Genomic DNA, 18,504 nt, shown 5'->3' with positions numbered 1-18,504 from the left:
TATTTATGATATAGAAAAATCTTGTCAAACTTTAATATATTTATAAATAGAATTTCAATCATGATAAAAAATGTTGGGTTAATTTTTTCAGGACTATTAATACTCTTATTATTATCAAATATTCACTATAATACAGGTTTTCAAGTATTAGGCCAGAATAATACTTTGACTGTAAATAACAGTGCCCAGACAGCTATTTCCCCTACTACACCAGATACCACTGCTACTTCTCCTATATCAACATCTACTCCCGATAAACTTGCAGGAGGTATAAAGATAATTTCGCCTGGTAAAGATGACCTGGTTCCCACCAATTCAAACAAATCATTAATAATCTATGGTGTTTCAAAGGATAATGCTACGACTGATTGTGATGTGACAATTATTGTCAATAATGTAAAGCCATATCAAAACGTACAACCAACAGGAATTCAGGGCAATGAAGATTATTCAACTTGGCAGTATACACTTACAAGTAATTATACAACTATCAAAGAAGGAAGTAACAAGATAACATCAAAGATATTCTGTGCAGCTGGTATTGACAATGGTGGTACAAATGGATCTCAATCAGCATCACAAGCTTACTACTCTGTAAATGTAACTGGCAGTAACTTTACACAAGCTCAATTGGCAAACTATGAGTTAATGTTAGAATCAGCTGCTAATTCAACTAACGGAGGAAATAGCACATTAGCATCCTCAGGTGCAATACAGCCTGTAGCTCAAATTCAACAATTCAACCAAGATACAGGAAATGGACCAGTATGTTGTGCTGCCATCCCTGGTCAAGCAACAGGAACTACTAGCCCGACCACAGCAGCAACACTAGCTGATGATACGACTGAGGTGGCCACTAATGAGGATAAAGAGGAGATTGAGGAGGAGGAGATTGAGGAGGAGAGCAACGAAGAGATTGAGGAGGAGGAGAGCAACAGCAACAAAGATGAAGAAAAGGATGATGAAGAAAATGATGATAATGACAGCTCTCGTGATATAATGGATGAAATTGAAGATACTCTTAGAAAAAGTGGAATAGATATGGATCTTTAATAGATCCTAATGATCTGTTTATCACTAATTATCTCAATTTATAGCATTAAATACAAAAATATCACAGATAAGCCAACAACCATTTATAAAATAATTTGATAGAAAACTTTAATCGATTAATTTGAATTTCCTGAAATGAAAGGAAATGATTTGATCATTCTTATTCTGAACTTTTACCAAAAACCAAAAGCTATGGAGAACAAAATATTACTATTATTATGTAGGATCGGCACACATTTAAAACAACCTTCGTTAATCACATAATATCGTATCATATAAGGTCTTGATTTTGTCTTGTCCTAAGACCTTATATATACAATATATGCACACATATTTGACTATGGAATACTGTGCGTTTATATATTACTTAAACATGTTTAAAAAGGTTTTGAAGTTTAAACAATAGTTGAATATCCTAGTATTTCTGTAGGAGTTCTAAAATAAGTAATGAAAAGATCCTGAATGCTATTTAAAAAAGATAACCATAAAAACATGGAATATGCTAAATTAAATCGAAACAAATTATGACTAACGTGAGAATGGCTACTTGATAATTCATATAAACAATAGAATACTTTTAAAATATCCAAATAGATACAAAAACATGATGAAATAAATTTAATTTAACAATATCTCATCTACTATATAAAGACAGAAATATTGCCAATATAAAATAAAGCATACGCAGATAAGTACGTTATATTATAGAACATTTATCAATAAAGAATATAATTGAATATAGTCTAATTTTTGACGGAAATGACGAAGATAAAATAGGAACCTGCAAATAAACGAATAGCATTATAACATGATTAGCAAAGACACAGAAGAATTAATCATTCGAAAATATTTGCAAGGATATTCCAGAGACGAAATTGCAGAACAAACTCTCACAGCTACAGGCACCGTGACTACTAAAATAAATGAATGGAAAAGAAGAATTGGAGCACCAGATATTGAAGATCTCAGGCAATTTGTAATAATTATTCGAAAATCAGGGATGACCATTAAACAATTGGCTTCTAGTTTTAGAACACTGAACTTTGCTTAAACAATTACAAATAGTAGAGGAAGGTGAAGATATTGATTCGGATCTAAACAGTCTTACTTTCTTTGTTAATGAAGTCTACTACAGATGTAAAAGCTATGGTATAACACCCAAACTTCTTACTAGCTGGATCATAAACTTGTTGAATTTTGATCCCAAAAAATATGTGGATACTAGTAATTCGAGCACAAAACTATCACAGAATAATGCAAACAAAGTTACAATGAATAGACTCTTGCCATTTATTTCGGAGATCTCCGAATATATAGAGGATAGGAAGAAAGAGGCAGAAAAGATTAACAAATATGTAGCGGAGCTAGAAAGAAAAATTGCAGAATACGAAACACAAAAGAATGAATTAATACAAAATATTAAAGATCTAGAATTAAAAAATCAGTCGATTTTAAATTTTCAAAATGCATTCAATAAACTTAATGAAACGTTGCAATACGGATATAATATCAACTTGGCAAAAAATCCTCTGCCTTTTGCCAAATTAATGAATGATTTTCAAAATAATAATTATGACATCACAAGCATACTAGAAGAATACAATAAAGTCGGAAATTTAAAAAGCCATATAATAGAGAAGCAAACTCAGTTACAAGCACGTACAAATGAATTATCGAAATTGAATCAAGAGAGCAAATCATGTGAGGCAATGTTAAGCATTCACAGAAAAAATCTAGACATATATCAACGATTAGAAGTAATGAAATTTGGGATAAAGGAGCTTGAGCAATTGTGGCTAACGGTATCAGAAATAGTAAGAGATCATTGTAATCCATTACGGGATCATAACAATATTGAAAATCCTGTCACGTTTTTTATGAAAGATGTAGAGGATAATTATTATAACAAACTAAAGTTTGAAGATAAAGTTAACGCAAAGAGAACCGAACTTTCAATGATAAATGCACAAATTAATTATAATAGACAAATTCTTCAACTCCAACCATTTATAGGTTCAAATCTTTTGTCCCTATTCCAAAAAGGTATCGATGAGCAAGACATTATAGAAGTTAGTCGAATATTCAACAATAATCAATCGTTGTGGGATCTATTCGTCGATGAATCAAAAGGTAAAGGGAATACTCTTGATCCTAACAATAATAACAACAACCACATTGTTAAAGAAAAAAGATGGAGAATTTTAGTAGACGAACTAAAAAAATATGGCGGGTTAAAGGCAATGGTAAAAAAACAAGAGGATAGACTTTACAAGTTAGAGAAAGAATCTTCTATGCTGTTTTATCAAGCTCAGGCATTAGGAACAATCTGTCACAATTATCTCAATTTATGAATTTCATTAATTTATCAATAAGTCATTATTTAGTAGGATTAAGAACCTTGTATATCTATAGGATATTTATCTATTCATTCCTGTTTGTTTCTTCATGTTATTTTTGGGCTTGTTATACTTTGGTTTAGCAAATTCCTAGGGTCTGATTCGCAGTATAAAATTGAAAAATGCTTGAATCAAGGCAAATACTTGTTGCTGTTATTCCAAACTTCCGAAGGGACATAAAATGATGTCTGTTTGGATAAAAACTATTACGTGTATATACTTTTAGTTAAATATAAACAAAAAGGATGAAAAATTATTTTCCTCTCTTTGAACTCGTCTCTTCTTCCAAGTCATCCACACCTCTTTCTGTTACTGTAAACTTTGTGTCTGAGTAGGGATGGTATGGAGAATCAATCATCTTGGCAGTTCTATTTTCACCAGATTTTCTAAGGTATATTCTATAAGTCGAAGCATGACCTAGAACATTTCCTCCAGCTGCTTTTGTAGGATCTCCAAAAAATGTGTCTGGCGAAGATTGAACCTGATTGGTTATTACAACAGATATGTTATATATTTCAGCCAATCGAATTATTTTGTGTAGCATTGAGTTAAGTCGCTGTTGTCTATCAGCAAGGGTGCCTCTTCCTGCAAATTCTGCTCTATGCAATGAAATAATACTATCTATTATAACCAGCCTTGCTTTGAAATCATTAATGTATTTTCCAAGATCCTTGATGATTAATTCAAGGTGAGAGCTATTGTATACCTTACAGACCGCAATACTCTTTAAAACGCTTACTGGATCAAGTCCTCTTGATATTGCTATCTGATCGATTCTTTCAGGTCGAAACGTTCCCTCAGTGTCGATATAAATTGAACCACCTCCAAACCCACCATTCTCGACAGGCTGACTTGCTGTCACACAGAGTGTATGGCAGATTTGAGATTTTCCAGATCCAAATTCACCATAAAATTCTGTAACAGCTTGTGTCTCTATTCCTCCAAGTAAAAGTTTATCCAAAGCTCTTGAACCTGTTGTACATCTCAACATAGATTTTCTTTTTTCAAGGGCCACATCTGCTGTAACAAATTCTTTATCCAAAAGATTAGAGTCACGCAGTAATTGTTGGGCGGCTATAATAAATGCGGCCGAACTTTCCTTTGAAGAATTAATCTCAACAGACAATTCTTCAGAAGACGCAACAGCCAAATCCATTACCGTCAAAATACCCGCATCTCTCAATTTTTTTGCAGTAGTAGGTCCAATACCAGGAATATCTTGAATATCTAAATCATCAATCATTGAAGGGATAGGCTTTGATTCGAGATCGTCTGTTGCAGCTGCGGTTGCAGTTGCTGCTTCAATTTCATGGCTTTCATTAGAAAGAGCATTCATAACGTCCTCATCTTTTATCCTTTCGCTATTCTTTTTTTCTCCCATATTCTATCTACAATAACAACTTTCAAGTATATTAAATAATTGGACTATTATTGTAATATTTTACATAGTAACCATAATTCAAATATCATCATCATTTTCTTCATTAAATATTAGTAGTTCTTCATTCTTAAAATTCCTAAAGGAGTCTGTAATTCCTAGCAAATCATTATTGTAAAAAACATTATCTACTTTCTCGTCCTTAATATCTATAATAATTGTATTTATTCTAAAAATTTGAATAGTCATTGGAATATCTCTCTGAAATATCTCACTATCAATTCTGATATCTGCGAATCCATTTATAATAGTATTAGAAAACTGATCAAATACTATTAAAGAACCCTCGGCGTTTCTAAAATTTATGATATCGATAAAATGCTTATCGATACCGTTTGTAGTGACCAATTTAAAATTAGCTTGAAAATTAGTGACCAAGCCTTTAGAGACATTAAGAACCCAGGACCCGGAGGCAAGCTTAGGATATAGATAAAACAAGTCGGTCTGAACAGTCTGATTTTGAGATCCATTGCGATTATCCATTTGTAGCAGGTGCTGTTGTTGTTGTTGTGAGGGCGACAACAATCCAGAAATATTTTTTGTTAAATAACCAAGGTCTGGAGTTAAAACAGTAGACAATAATCCTTTAGTAAAAAAGGTATTAGAATTATTGATTGGAGAGAAATCATTGCTTTCAGAAAGCATCATCTGTTCCGGATTAACTGACAAAAATGTATCATCATATACCAGTCCTTGGGCCACTTCCAAGAATCTTTCTGTAGGTAGTAGAAGTAATTCAAAATAAGGTAAATAAACATTCAAAGACACATAGAAAAATGTAATTGTAATTATCAGAGTAAAGGTAAAGGTAACGATAACCGTGAACAAGACAAATAAAAAGGAATATCGATTACCCAAATTTAGTTTTTAAATAAATCCATAATATAAAATGTTATTCGTATCGTATTGATTGATTGTATATTACACACACTACTTAGCAATTAGATAGAGCAAGAGTAGAAAAATACAGACCTAAGTATCTTCATTCTTCTACCCTTATATCATTTGGTTATTACATTGGCATATCCATAGGCATCATATGATCCATTGCTCCACCCATTGCCATTGAACCATTTTTGGATGGAATTAGAGAAAAGGTCATTAGTCCTTCTACAGTATTATTGCTACCTGTTTTCTTCAAATACTCGCTGGCAATCTGTTCAACTGCTGGTTTGGCTATCATAAAATGAACAACGTCCTTTGTTTCATTATTTCCATCTACCATCAGTACGTTTGTAACATCCTTACCGTTTGTAAATCCTTTATATCCACCTTCTGCAGAGAGTGGACTGGGTTTTGGAATTTCCACTTCCTGATGAATAAACACCGTATTTGCGGGATCTGAAATACGTTCTAGGTCATAAGAAAACGGCATTGTAAAGTTGATCGAATTGGCTTGTTGATTATATGTTATATTTCCTATTTCATCATAGTATGATAGAACCTTAATCGGAATTTGTTGTCCGTTGACATCCAAAACTGCGTTTTCAGCTGCACCTATACTAAGCCAGCTATCAAATACTGGCTGCTGATCGTCGGGAAGAATAGTGCGTGAAAAGTCTACAGTTAGTATTCTAACAATAAAGTGATACAATCCTCCCTCTAAGAATATAGGTCCGGCTGCTACTACCGGGTCATTACCCCTCGTAGTATAAGCATTCATAATTGGATCAAGCTCTCCATAAATCGAGATCTGGTTTTGGTTTCTTGGTTGCATTTCTATAGTCAGATTTCCATTTGGATTGAAGAACCAATCGGATAACAAAGTTTTTCCATCCTTTTCAATGGTAATGAAATACGTCACTTCTTTAAAGTTCTGATCTGACTGATTATCATAAAGTCTAAATTGTATTTCAGGTTTTTGGCTTTGCTGTTGAATTGTCTCGGTAGTAACCACTGGAGGCGACATTCTTATCAACAAATTAGCAGTACGGTCCCCAAGAGATGCGCCTAGTTCTTCCATGAAAAGACCATCACCATAAACACTTTTAGAAAATAGTGAGAAAGTCAATAATGGACTAGACAACAAGCTAACAATAATAACTAAAGAGAAAACAACTTTCATATATTAAATCATGAGCTTTTGACTATATAATTATTATTAAAAATTATAATAAAAATTATATCGACGAAAAGAACAATGTTTGTTAAATGGTCCGCCACTATAAGTTCTACATCATATTAGCTTTGTCTATTACTCAAATTCTTATTTTAGTAGAAGGAGGAGAAGGAGAAGGCGAATCCTGGTTGAATAAGAATGTTTTAGGCCAGACAACCATGGACACCAGCACAACAGCAATTAATTCGTCCAATTCAAATCCAAATTTATTAGCTCAAAGGGAAGTCACAGTCAACTACTTTGCTAGATTTAATTGCGGTTCCATCGATGATGACAGCGGACCCCTAAGACCAGGAAAATACGATTCAGATATTACAATTTTTAATAAAAAGGAGTTTCCAATTACAGTCATTTGGAAAGCAATTGCAGTAGATCAGCAATACAAAAGTAACTTCAATATTCTTAATATTCCTCCAGAAAGCATTGTAAACATTAACTGTGCAAAAATATTTCCATTTTCTCATACAAACCCGGATAATGTCGCTAACAGCACTATCAAAAGTATTAATAATATACCAAATAGTTTTACAGAAGGTATAGTAAAAATAGAGATCACCATTAGTGACGGACTGCTTGTAAATAATTTTTTAAACAATCAAATTGGCAATATGGTAATAAATTCATCAGAAATCGATGATTTAGTAAATGTAGATGTGTTACACACGGTAAACACACTAGATGACTTAAACAAGGAAGCACTGTATTTAATAGCAGATTTTTCAATTCGTTCTAATGACGAGAAAAGAACAGATAATCTTACAGCTGTTTTTGATATCAAGCCTAATGAAATAACAAATCCTCTTAACCTTATCAAAAATAAGCTAGATTCAGAACTAGGCAAAGACACAAACTCTACTATTGACGAATCACGTATCTTAATAAGCAAAACCAAGATTATCTCAAGCACATATACCGATAATCATGCCTTAACAGTACAAAGAGTTGAGCCAATTATCTCGTAGGGAATCTGTTTATCAGGCAAGTTAATCAATAACGTTATACTTCACATCTTCTCTCTTGTATCAAATATTATCAAATCTACTTTAGTTTTATTACTATATTACATTATTTTTGCAGATATATCTATAGTAATTTATAATTATTACAATCAATAGCTTATATACTAGAATAATGAAGATAAGTTGAAGATAAAATGGCACAAATGCCAGCACTAATTCCAAAAGAAGTAGAAATTCAAAGACTAAAAAAGATCTATTTGATGGTCATTATGCTAGGATCTATTGCTGCATCAGTCGAAGTAGACAACTTTGTTGATGGATCTCTTCACCAAACAGCAATCAGAGATAGTGCATTTACACCAGCACACTGGTGGTTGTACAGTCACTTTATTGCACTTCCCTTAGGCTGGGGATTTGTTGCAATGTATGACAGAAGAGTTCCAGTACTACGAGGACCAAACAACTCAATGAATACCGGTCTAAAGATCACCATTATCGGTTACTTGGCAACCATGTTTACCATAGGTATCAACGAAATGTGGCACTTTTGGTTCGTTGAAGAGATATTCTCAGTACCAAACCACTGGATGTTTAACATGGGTGTAGTAGTAGCATTTATGGGTGCTTTGGCCTATGTGGTCAGAGTATACGCACGTTTGGTGGAGCTTGGAGCTGAAACTCCTGCAAGAAATCCATACGTAGCAGAAATGTACAAACTAGCATTAGAAGGAAAGCTCTACAGCAGATCAATCCCATAAAATAATTTTTTTATTTTTTTAGTTTATTTAATAATAGTAGTTTTAGACCAGGCTAGGTATTGTCAATAGTATATGTATTATTTTTCAGTCAGCCATTATTGAGAATCTAAAAAATGATGCCAAACATTACCAGTGTGTACACTAATTACTCAAATTAGGATTATTCAGCATCCTGTTCTGAAGATGTTGATTCTCTTAATTTATCGGAAAAGCTTATTGTTTTGCCATGATCTGATATGGATATGTGAGTATCGACCCTAATCTTCATTCCAAGCGATCTATAAACACTTAGCAGATCACCACCAGATATTCTAGAAATTTCTCCGAACCGAATCAACTCGTTCAACCTCTTGATGATCATTTTGGTTTGAAATGGAAATTGTTGTTCTGCAAGTTTTAGAACTTCATCGCCCCTATCATACATGTGATGTAGTAAAAATTTCCTTTCGGAATCAAGTTCATCAGATTTTTGTTTATTTATTTGATTTTGGAGTTCCAAATTATTCTTGTCCCTAATCTTTGCCTTTTCTTGTTCCTGTCTTTCTCTGAATGCCAATTGTTCCTGTAATTTCTTCATCTTCCGTGCTTTGATCAATTCAAGATCTGGATCATCCATAACTAGATTCTTTCCTCCTATGTCCAATTTAACCTTTAATAACTCCCAGAGGAACGAGTCTTACTACTTTTGTAGCGATTCCCACGTTATGTGACACATCGGCTACCATATCTACGTCTTTATATGCATCAGGAGATTCTTCAATTAGTCCATTTTTGGTCAAAGATCTGACGTATATTCCTCTTGACTCCAGTTTTTTCTTCACACCATCAAGAGTATGCATCCTTTTCGCAGCTGATCTCGACATGGTTCTACCTGCTCCATGCGCAGTTGACCCGAAGCTAAGATCCATAGATTTTGTAGAGCCCAAAAGAACCCAACTAGCAGTACCCATTGAGCCTGGAATAATTACTGGTTGACCGATTGACTGAAATTTTAATGGTAGTTGTTTCATTCCAGAAGGAAATGCGCGTGTGGCTCCTTTTCTATGTACCACTAAATCGCGAGACCCTTCTCCATCAATTTTGTGACGTTCCACCTTTGCAATGTTATGAGACACATCATAAACTAATTTCATTTCTAGATCTTGCTCAGTTAAATTTAGAACCTTTTGAAATGTCATTCTAGTCCAGTGGGTAAGCATTTGTCTATTTGCCCAAGCAAAATTCAGTGCAGAGAACATCGATTTTCTGTAACTTTCACCCTCCGTTGAATTATTGGGTACGCATGCTAATTCTCTGTCCACTACATTTAGATCATACTTTTTCATAGCTTGTTCTGATAATCTCAAATAGTCTGAACAAACTTGGTGTCCAAATCCACGCGAACCACAATGTATGAGAATCTGTATTTCTCCCTCTTGTGTAATACCCATTATATTTGCTGCTTTCTTATCAAGTATCTTGTCTACCTTTTGGATCTCCAGAAAGTGATTTCCCGAACCCAAACTCCCCAATTGCATTGACCCTCTTTTCCTTGCATTTGTAGAAATGTCAGAAGGATCCGCTCCATTCATTTTCCCGCCCTCTTCACATGCTTCCAGATCACTATCTATACCATAACCGTGTTCTACCGACCATCGCGCACCATCTATAAGCAAATCATCAAGCTCCGCATTAGTCAGTTTAATAGCTCCCTCACTTCCTACACCAGTAGGGATAGACGAAAATAACGAATCTACCAGGTGTTTAAGATTCGAACGGATATCGGACTCTAACAAATTCGTTCGAATCAATCTAACTCCGCAATTAATATCATATCCAACCCCACCAGGACTAATGATGCCTTCTTCGAAATCAGATGCAGCAACCCCACCTACAGGAAATCCGTAGCCTTCATGTCCATCCGGAAGTACAACCATGTGCTTTCTAACACCAGGAAGAGTTGTGACATTTACTGCCTGATCTAGTGTTCGATCAAGTGCCATTTTGGATATCAGCATGTCATTTGCAAATATTGTTACTGGAACATTCATTCCACGTGAACTATCCTTTTCTATCTGAAATTGATTATCTGAAATCTTATTAACTACATTTTTACCATTTTTTGTTACTAATGAACCAGACATTATCCCTTTTAAGATAAGTAATCAAATTTTGGCAAATATTAATCATCCTAAATTAATAAATTAGATAAATCATACTTGATTCTAGACTAATGCCTATTTTACCCATAGATAGCGGAAGATATGGAACGAAAGAAATGAAGACCATTTTTGAAGAAGAAACAAAACTACGATATGAATTGACTTTTGAGGCTGAAGTGGCCGATGCACAAGCGAAGCTAAACATGATTCCGACTGCTGCAGCAGATGACATAAAAAATGTGGTTTTATCAAATAGAATTACGGTACAAAGAGTTAAAGAACTAGAAAGTGTAAGTGATCATGATATTGCAGCGATAGTTGAAGCGATCAGTGAACAATGTCTTGAAAGTTCAAAGCCATGGATTCATTACGGGCTAACAAGCAATGATGTAGTAGATAGCAGTACTTCAATGCAAATGCGGGATGTATTTAGGATTATTGAAACAAAATTACAACAATTAATAAAGGACCTACTTAAGAAGGCGAGAGAATATCAGGATTTGCCTTCGGTGGGACGAACGCATGGACAACATGCAAGTATTACTGCATTTGGACTCAGATTTGCTATTTGGGCAAACGAGTTACTAGATCATCTAACAAGAATTAGCGAGGGTAAAAAAAGATTCTTGTTATGCAAAACTCTAGGAGTAGTCGGAACTGGATCGCTAATGAGAGAAAAAGCACTTGAAGTTCAAGAAATCGTAGCAAGGAAATTGGACCTGTTTCCTACAGAAGCCGCTACTCAAGTAATTCCAAGAGAAAGATATGCCGAGATGATGTTCATAATCACTCTTATTGCATCTACTCTTGATAAAATCTCGATCGAAATTAGAAACTTGCAACGAACTGAAATAGACGAAGTTCAAGAATCATTTAGGAAAGGGCAAATGGGGAGTAGTGCAGTACCAGTAAAAAGAAACCCGATAAAGAGTGAGAGGATTTCTTCTTTGGCCAGAATCATCAGATCAAATCTAAATGTTTCCTTAGAAAATATTGCCTTGTGGCATGAAAGAGATCTATCAAATTCTGCTAATGAGCGCTTCATAATTCCGATGGCATCTATTCTAATAGATGACATGATTAGTACAATGATAAAAATCATATCAGGATTGAGAATACACACAGACAAGATTGTAAAGAATATTGAATTAACAAAAGGGCAAATTTTTGCAGAGTTTGTACTTCAAGGACTGATATTAAAAGGTCTTCCAAGATTCAAGGCATACAGGAGTATTCAATCCATAGCGTTTAAGGCAGCAGAAAATCAGATGCATTTTTATGATGCACTAACGAGCGAAAATGAAATTATCGAAAACATTAGCAAGGAGGAACTGAAAGTTATTTTTAATCCTCAAACCCAGCTTTCAGCTTCAAAAAATATTATAAACAATATCGAAGATAAAGCAAGAAAAATGAGTGTTTACTAATCTTATTAACACTATGTACGCAAATCCATCCTAATCTTTGTTTTTTATCAATCCAAAGTATCGAAACAGAGATCTTAAAAACAACATTCATAAAATAGAAAGAGGGATAAATCAAATTAAATATCTACAAATGGAAAATTAAGTGTGCCCTATTTCCATTTTGGGAGGGAAATTAAGTGAATGTAGAAGATGATTCTACTATAAAGTCTAGAAAATGGACATTTAATTTGTCACATTATGATTATGCAGCGTATTTCTTTATTTCCTTATCTTTTGTTTCAATGATTAGCACAGGTATTTTTGCTATTCCATTATTTTCAGATCTCTTTATGAATGAAAAATTTGACTGGAATAAGAATTGGTCTAATCTGTTATTTTCAATAACTAGTGCTTTAGGATGTATATGGGGCCTTATGGCGCAAACACAATTTGATTCCAGTACGAAATTGATCAGAGATACATGGTACACCAGTCGTAAATTGGATCCACTAATAGGAGAATATGATTACGAGACTCTTAACCCTGAGACTAATAAATCACAAGAAGGCTATGAATACAATCGTTTGGTAGATTTTTGGGATAGGGAAAATGAAGTTCCGCACTGGCTTGACAAGGGCAAATATTGGAAACTGTTTTTAGAGTTACAAAAAATAAATAAAAATGTGAAATTGCAAGTAGTGAAGGATAACAATCTTCCTTTTAATCATGGAAAGGGTAATGTTACCGTAATAATCAAAAATAACACCAAACCGGATTTGACAAATAGAAACAAGAGATCGGTAGAGGATACTACAGCTCCAGTCTTTAAAGTCATGATACCGCAATGGTTGGTATTGAATACTGAATATAAGCGGTTTAATGTGTTCTCTCAGTCAGAAATAAACACGATAACTAATAAAATATCTGAAGTAAATAAGAATATTCCAAAAATAATGGACGAAATATTATTTAAGGAAAAATCCGTAATTAAGAATTCAGGAAATATACTCACATCTCTCTATACTTATTTAAACAAAAGCCTTCCAATACGTATCGTATACAATAGAGCTAAAAATGTCCTCCCAGGAGCCAAAAAACGACAATTACAATATACAAATGAAAATCTGTCAAGTGTGTCTTTAGATTACTTAATTGAATCGATTCTAATAAAATCGAAAGCAGTGGGGATAAACGAATTGTCACTTGATAAACTACGAACACTAACAGAGTTCCTAAAAAAAGAGTACGATAAGTTGGGTTTAGGAGAAGGTTCAAGTGAATACCACAATTTCCACCATTCATTAGAAGTTGCATATATGAGCCTCAATATGTTACCAAAGGAAATACACGGATATACCATAACCAGTAAAGATTATGAAATAATGCTGGTGGCGGCTTTGCTGCATGATTATGATCCTGTAATTGGTACATCCAAACATGATCTAAAGTATTTGAGAGTACCTGCAGTATCTAGCACCATAGATGAACTAAAGAGAAAAAGAATCCATGAAGCATATTTTGAATTGACAAATGATGATTTTATAAAGTTCTTTAGGAAACAAGAGTCACCATTGTTACCAGCAAGGGAATTTGAAACTACACATCCAGAAATGTTGATAGATAAAAAGGTTAGAACAGAAAGCAAAATAGTTGAAACTTTAATTTGGAGAACAGATTATCCATTTAATGAGAATGCATACAACAACTTTAATCACTTACTAAAGCAAATGGATAGCGGAGAAATTTCGGTAGAAAAGATTAACCTAATTGCAGAGATCCTATCACTTGCAGATCTATCGGTAACATATCTAAGTTCAGACCCTCTCTTAGCCTGGAATAGAGTGGTTAAATTATACGAAGAATTAGATTTTCCCATTGTAGAGGCAGTTTCAAGGACCGATAGGTTCTTATCATTGTTTTCTGAAGGTTCATTATTTAAAGACATTATAACAAGGAAAAATTTTCCGGATGTATTCAGACAAAAATGGGGTAACGTATATCAATTCTTTCATGAAGGAAATCCAGCCAATAAAATAAATAGTCTAATTCTTGATGCCAAAACAAAATTTGATAAAATAAATATGGATGTAAGGACTAGTAGTTGCGATTTTCTAATAAGCAACGCACTAAACAAAAAGAATGAATACTTCATAGGAATTGTAAAAGACAAAGCAGAAATAATTAACACGCAGGCAAAACTATCCGGCATTAAAATCGATAATTTAGAAATTTTGCCAGGTAATAGCGATAATATCTTGCCCTTTATAAAGGATAAATCTGTAGATAATTTCATAGTTACGATATTTTATGATAAATCCAAAAAGGCTATTAATAAGGAACGGATTTTGAATAATTTACTTCATGCGTATAGTTTAAAACTGAATCAAGGGGGGACGGTTCAGATCGTGGTGGATCATGGTATAGATATTGAAAAAATAATTTCTCATATACCAAACCACGACTACAAGGTACTCGGGTCAATTGATATGATTATGCCTGATATTGATAGTTCAGATAAATCTGTAGATATGCCGCGCATTAAAGTAATAACCATTCAAAAATTAAACTAAAACAATATTAACTAGCAATTTAGGAGTATTACACATTCTTGATAGATAAGAACAAAAAGAAATAATAAAGAAAAGAGATATGTAAATACAATATTATTTTGGTTTATATTAAGAGATTAGATGTTTTTGGTTTTAAATCATTTGGTTCAAAGAATATTTCTCTAAATTTTCAAAAAGGATTAATAGCAGTAACTGGTCCAAATGGATCTGGGAAAAGCAATATCCTTGATGCAATCATATTTGCCCTAGGAGAAAATAGCCCAAAGGCACTACGAGTAGACAAGTTTCAGTCATTATTTCATGATAGCGATTCGATCAATAATCATAACAAAGTAGTAAAAGTAAGCGTGACATTCGATAACGAAGATAGGGGAATCCCGATAGATGATGATCTTGTTACCATTACAAGGGAAATGTCAGGAGGCACTACTGGAGAAAGTCAATACTATCTAAATAAAAAGAAAGTATCAAGAAATAATATTTTAGAACTAATGGAAATTGTAGTGGCTTCACCAAATAAGTTAAACATAGTTCAACAGGGAATGATCACAAGGATTTCCGAACTGAACGCAGAAGAGAGAAGGAAAATTATAGAGGATATTATAGGGTTATCATACTTTGATGAAAAGAAGGAACAAGCTTATAAACAGTTGGAGGAATCGGATAGAAGGCTTGAAATTGCATTAGCTAAAATGGGAGAAGTAAGAAATAGGATCGATGAGCTAGAAGAAGAAAGAAACTATCAACATAGATATTCGCAGATAGAATCAGAAATAAATAGGCTAAAGGCAATTAGGTTATCAAGGAGTCTTAATAAGATAGAAAAGAAAATTACAGAATTAAAAGAGGAGAAAAAAAACAAAGAGGAGAAGAGCATAGAAGTTTCAAAAAAATTAGATGAAATAAACTCTCAAATCGAAAATATCAATAAAGATAAGGAACAATTTCTTATGCAGGCGAACTCCTCCACTAATGAGAAAATAAACCATGAAAAAAAACTATCCGCAGTAAATTTTGAATATCAAAAGATAAGATCTGCAATTAAGGAGGCAGAGTATCATCTTAATCAGCTTATAGAGAACGAAAAAACAAACAAGATCGAACAAGAAACACATCAAAAAAGAATAACCGAACTCAAAATTCAGTTGAAAAATATTGAGCCGAAAATTCATTTGTTGGAGAAAGAGAAAAGCAAACTTAGAAATTTACTAGAAACAAAAAATAAGCAATTTGATGAAATAAAGAGAAAAAATTTAGACGAAATAAACCACAAGAATTTCTTGACAGGTAGAATCAACAAATTGATACCTATAAAAGGTAAAATCGAGATTAATATTGCCAGGTTAGAAGAAAATATTAAAAATTATTCAACAAAGGTAAAAGAGAATGATACACAGATACATCAACTACTTGTAAGAAATAAGGAGATTGAAGAGGTAGTAAGTATCTCAAGATCAAAGATTAACGATATGGATAAGGAACTAAATGCACTAAGAAATGAAAAAGAAAGAATAGAAGAAAAACTCCTAAACATGAAGAGAGAAACAAATACATCAAAGCAAGTCTTAGAGAATGCAGAGAAAATAATCATAAAATATGATGAGAAGATCAAGCTCGCCAAAAATAGTTTGATAGAAGACTACGCCATTGCAACATTATCAAAAGATTTTGAGAATCTAGGAGTAATAGGATATGTATTTAATTTGTTGACATGGAACGAAAAGTATCAAAAGGCAGTGATAGCATCAGGGAATGAATGGATGAAAGCTATAATAGTTAAAGATATAAAAAGTATGATTACACTTGCTGAATTTTCTAAAACTAAAGGTATAAATTTTTTAAAAATCATTCCGCAAGAATTACTCATAGTAGAGAAGATAAAAAGCGTAGAGGACAATCCATCGGTTTTAGGAGTCCTTTCAGATTTTGTATCTAGCAAAATACCACATCTATCAGAATTCTTATTTGGAAATATCGTGCTTACAAAGAATCCGTTAACTGCTTATTTGTTGGCCAAAAAAGGATTTAAGGCTGTGTCAACAACTGGAGAAATTTTTTTCCCAGATTTATCACTGATGCAATTTGATTATGGATCAAAGATTGCCGATATTACGAAGGATTTGTTACTCTCTGATTCTGTCGATCATTTAAAAAGAAACATGGAAAGATTAAGAGAGCTGACCAAACTAAGAGTATTAGAATTAGATGAGCTCAATGAATTAAACATTTCCAAAACAAGAGAACTAGACGGTTACGAACTTGAAAGATCCAATATAATAAAGAAAATAGAGGAGGCAAAGAATACGATGACTACTAATCACAAAAATTTGAATCACCTGTATGCTATAAATAAGGAACATAGCTTATTTCTTGATAAACTTTTTCTTAATTTGAAATACTTTAAAAAAAGATTGGATATTATATTAAATACTAATAACAGGATCAACTTATTAATTGAAAAAATAGAAGAAAGAATTGATCATAAAAGGATCGAGAAAATAGAGGAGGAGAAGAATGCTATAACTGTTGAAATCGAATCTCTTAACAATAAACTAAATCAGCTAAAATTAACAGAGTCTATGACTGCTAACAATTTAGAGAGTATTTCACGTTTATATAACCGAGCTAAAGAAGTGTATGAAAATATAGAAAGGGAAAAGATCGAGAAAAAAAAGATTTTAGAAAATGCGGTACATGAAGGCGAAAGAATCGAGTTAGAAATGAAAGTCTTGAGAGAGAAAGAGGATGAAATAATACAATCATCTAGTTTAATTTATACAAAATTACAAGAATACGAGAATATAAACAAAACCCTAAGTGAACAAGAAAAAAAAACTGGCAAAGAATTAAATCAATTGGATAAAGATCTAGGGTTTTTAAAGAAAGATATTGCAGATTTAGAAAATCAATTTGCCAATAAGAGTAACGAACTTGCAAGACTGGGTCACAAGGTAATATCAGAAAGTTTTGATGTGGAGATGCTTTATCACGAATTAGAGGAAGAATATGAAAGTATCAAAGATAAAGTAAATTTTAGAGCAGATGAAACATATTTGGAAATAATAGAAGGATATAGAGGCCTATCCGATAAAAGAAACCAACTTGAAGAAGAGAGGAATTCGATCATAAGTTTCATTGAGGAGATAGCGAAGGAGAAAGAAAATCAATTCATTGACGCTTTCAGGAAAGTTGATGAAGACATCAGAAAGACGTTTTCAGATATTACTGGAGGTAACGCCTGGCTAGAATTAGAAAATCCAGATAACATTTTTTCAGGAGGGATTCTCTTGATGGTACAGTTTCCTAACAAACCTGCAAGAGAATCCACTTCCCTGTCCGGTGGTGAGAAAACAATGGCAGCTATCGTATTCCTTTTGGCCTTGCAGTCACTTAAGCCATCTCCTTTCTATCTCATGGATGAGGTAGATGCCCACCTCGATGCCCAAAATACTGACAGATTATCAAAAATACTACTGCTCAGATCTGTAAACAACCAGATAATAATGGTAACCCTTAAAGATTCTACAGTTGCTAAATCAGATCTAATTTTTGGAGTTTATCCAAAGAATGGAATATCTCAAGTAGTAAAATATAATCATCCTAGCAAGGTAAAAGTAGAAGCACAATGATTTACTCTATCACAAACATATGATCATATGAACTT

At 33.3% G+C, this 18,504-nt stretch carries 13 protein-coding genes; 8 read left to right on the top strand and 5 right to left on the bottom strand.

The features are described 5' to 3' along the window. Positions 1 to 60: 60 nt before the first annotated feature. The 3 genes from NFRAN_RS07525 (at position 61) to NFRAN_RS07515 (ending at position 3,404) form a co-directional block, all read left to right on the top strand. Positions 61 to 1,053 carry a hypothetical protein gene (locus tag NFRAN_RS07525; protein WP_134484327.1) on the top strand — a complete coding sequence of 331 codons (993 nt, stop codon included), beginning with the start codon at positions 61 to 63 and terminating at the stop codon, positions 1,051 to 1,053. A gap of 808 nt (positions 1,054 to 1,861) precedes the next feature. Then, entirely contained in the window at positions 1,862 to 2,104 is a 243-nt protein-coding gene (locus NFRAN_RS07520) for a hypothetical protein (RefSeq protein ID WP_134484325.1), read from the top strand. Beyond that, positions 2,097 to 3,404, top strand: a complete 1,308-nt coding sequence (locus tag NFRAN_RS07515) for a hypothetical protein (RefSeq protein WP_134484324.1) — start codon at positions 2,097 to 2,099, stop codon at positions 3,402 to 3,404. Before NFRAN_RS07520 ends, NFRAN_RS07515 begins: the two co-directional genes overlap by 8 nt. Before the next feature lie 298 nt (positions 3,405 to 3,702). Here the strand turns inward: NFRAN_RS07515 and radA are convergent, their stop codons facing one another. The 3 genes from radA to NFRAN_RS07500 all read right to left on the bottom strand — a co-directional run bounded on the left by radA (position 3,703) and on the right by NFRAN_RS07500 (position 6,952). Continuing rightward, entirely contained in the window at positions 3,703 to 4,830 is a 1,128-nt protein-coding gene (radA, locus tag NFRAN_RS07510) for a DNA repair and recombination protein RadA (protein ID WP_232037972.1), read from the bottom strand. Positions 4,831 to 4,908: 78 nt separating this feature from the next. Then, entirely contained in the window at positions 4,909 to 5,649 is a 741-nt protein-coding gene (locus NFRAN_RS07505; RefSeq protein WP_134484322.1) for a hypothetical protein, read from the bottom strand. 250 nt (positions 5,650 to 5,899) lie between these two features. Beyond that, a complete protein-coding gene (locus tag NFRAN_RS07500) occupies positions 5,900 to 6,952 on the bottom strand; it encodes a hypothetical protein (protein ID WP_145988052.1) in 1,053 nt (350 codons plus the stop codon). An 86-nt stretch (positions 6,953 to 7,038) separates the two neighbouring features. On the opposite strand from NFRAN_RS07500, the gene NFRAN_RS07495 reads away from it, so the two are divergent. Both NFRAN_RS07495 and NFRAN_RS07490 read left to right on the top strand, forming a co-directional pair. Continuing rightward, positions 7,039 to 7,968, top strand: coding sequence for a hypothetical protein (locus NFRAN_RS07495; RefSeq protein ID WP_134484318.1), 930 nt, complete (start codon positions 7,039 to 7,041; stop codon positions 7,966 to 7,968). 191 nt (positions 7,969 to 8,159) lie between these two features. Continuing rightward, a complete protein-coding gene (locus NFRAN_RS07490; protein ID WP_134482850.1) occupies positions 8,160 to 8,723 on the top strand; it encodes a methane monooxygenase/ammonia monooxygenase subunit C in 564 nt (187 codons plus the stop codon). Between the two features lie 160 nt (positions 8,724 to 8,883). On the opposite strand, the gene NFRAN_RS07485 is transcribed toward NFRAN_RS07490, so the two are convergent. Together NFRAN_RS07485 and NFRAN_RS07480 are read right to left on the bottom strand one after the other, a co-directional pair. Further along, a complete protein-coding gene (locus NFRAN_RS07485) occupies positions 8,884 to 9,339 on the bottom strand; it encodes a double-stranded DNA-binding protein (RefSeq protein ID WP_134484316.1) in 456 nt (151 codons plus the stop codon). Between the two features lie 28 nt (positions 9,340 to 9,367). Next, positions 9,368 to 10,846: an RtcB family protein gene (locus NFRAN_RS07480; protein ID WP_232037971.1), complete on the bottom strand. Its 1,479-nt coding sequence runs from the start codon at positions 10,844 to 10,846 to the stop codon at positions 9,368 to 9,370. An 89-nt stretch (positions 10,847 to 10,935) separates the two neighbouring features. Between NFRAN_RS07480 and purB the strand changes: the two genes are divergently transcribed. From purB to NFRAN_RS07465, 3 genes are all read left to right on the top strand, one after another. Beyond that, the gene (gene purB, locus NFRAN_RS07475) at positions 10,936 to 12,291 is read left to right on the top strand and encodes an adenylosuccinate lyase (RefSeq protein WP_134484314.1); all 1,356 of its coding nucleotides are present in this window, start codon (positions 10,936 to 10,938) and stop codon (positions 12,289 to 12,291) included. Between the two features lie 176 nt (positions 12,292 to 12,467). Continuing rightward, positions 12,468 to 14,840: an HD domain-containing protein gene (locus tag NFRAN_RS07470; protein ID WP_134484312.1), complete on the top strand. Its 2,373-nt coding sequence runs from the start codon at positions 12,468 to 12,470 to the stop codon at positions 14,838 to 14,840. A 98-nt stretch (positions 14,841 to 14,938) separates the two neighbouring features. Then, entirely contained in the window at positions 14,939 to 18,469 is a 3,531-nt protein-coding gene (locus NFRAN_RS07465) for a chromosome segregation SMC family protein (RefSeq protein ID WP_134484310.1), read from the top strand. Positions 18,470 to 18,504 lie beyond the last annotated feature (35 nt).

This window comes from Candidatus Nitrosocosmicus franklandus (assembly GCF_900696045.1).
Classification (GTDB): domain Archaea; phylum Thermoproteota; class Nitrososphaeria; order Nitrososphaerales; family Nitrososphaeraceae; genus Nitrosocosmicus; species Nitrosocosmicus franklandus_A.
Note: the sequence above shows the minus strand (reverse complement) of the source record. Positions and strands in the feature narration are given on the sequence as shown.

Coding starts and splice junctions, on each gene's coding strand:
- NFRAN_RS07525 (WP_134484327.1), top strand. CDS start 61: ATGATAAAAAATGTTGGGTTAATTTTTTCAGGACTATTAATACTCTTA.
- NFRAN_RS07520 (WP_134484325.1), top strand. CDS start 1,862: ATGATTAGCAAAGACACAGAAGAATTAATCATTCGAAAATATTTGCAA.
- radA (WP_232037972.1), bottom strand. CDS start 4,830: ATGGGAGAAAAAAAGAATAGCGAAAGGATAAAAGATGAGGACGTTATG.
- NFRAN_RS07500 (WP_145988052.1), bottom strand. CDS start 6,952: ATGAAAGTTGTTTTCTCTTTAGTTATTATTGTTAGCTTGTTGTCTAGT.
- NFRAN_RS07495 (WP_134484318.1), top strand. CDS start 7,039: ATGGTCCGCCACTATAAGTTCTACATCATATTAGCTTTGTCTATTACT.
- NFRAN_RS07490 (WP_134482850.1), top strand. CDS start 8,160: ATGGCACAAATGCCAGCACTAATTCCAAAAGAAGTAGAAATTCAAAGA.
- NFRAN_RS07485 (WP_134484316.1), bottom strand. CDS start 9,339: ATGGATGATCCAGATCTTGAATTGATCAAAGCACGGAAGATGAAGAAA.
- NFRAN_RS07480 (WP_232037971.1), bottom strand. CDS start 10,846: ATGTCTGGTTCATTAGTAACAAAAAATGGTAAAAATGTAGTTAATAAG.
- purB (WP_134484314.1), top strand. CDS start 10,936: ATGCCTATTTTACCCATAGATAGCGGAAGATATGGAACGAAAGAAATG.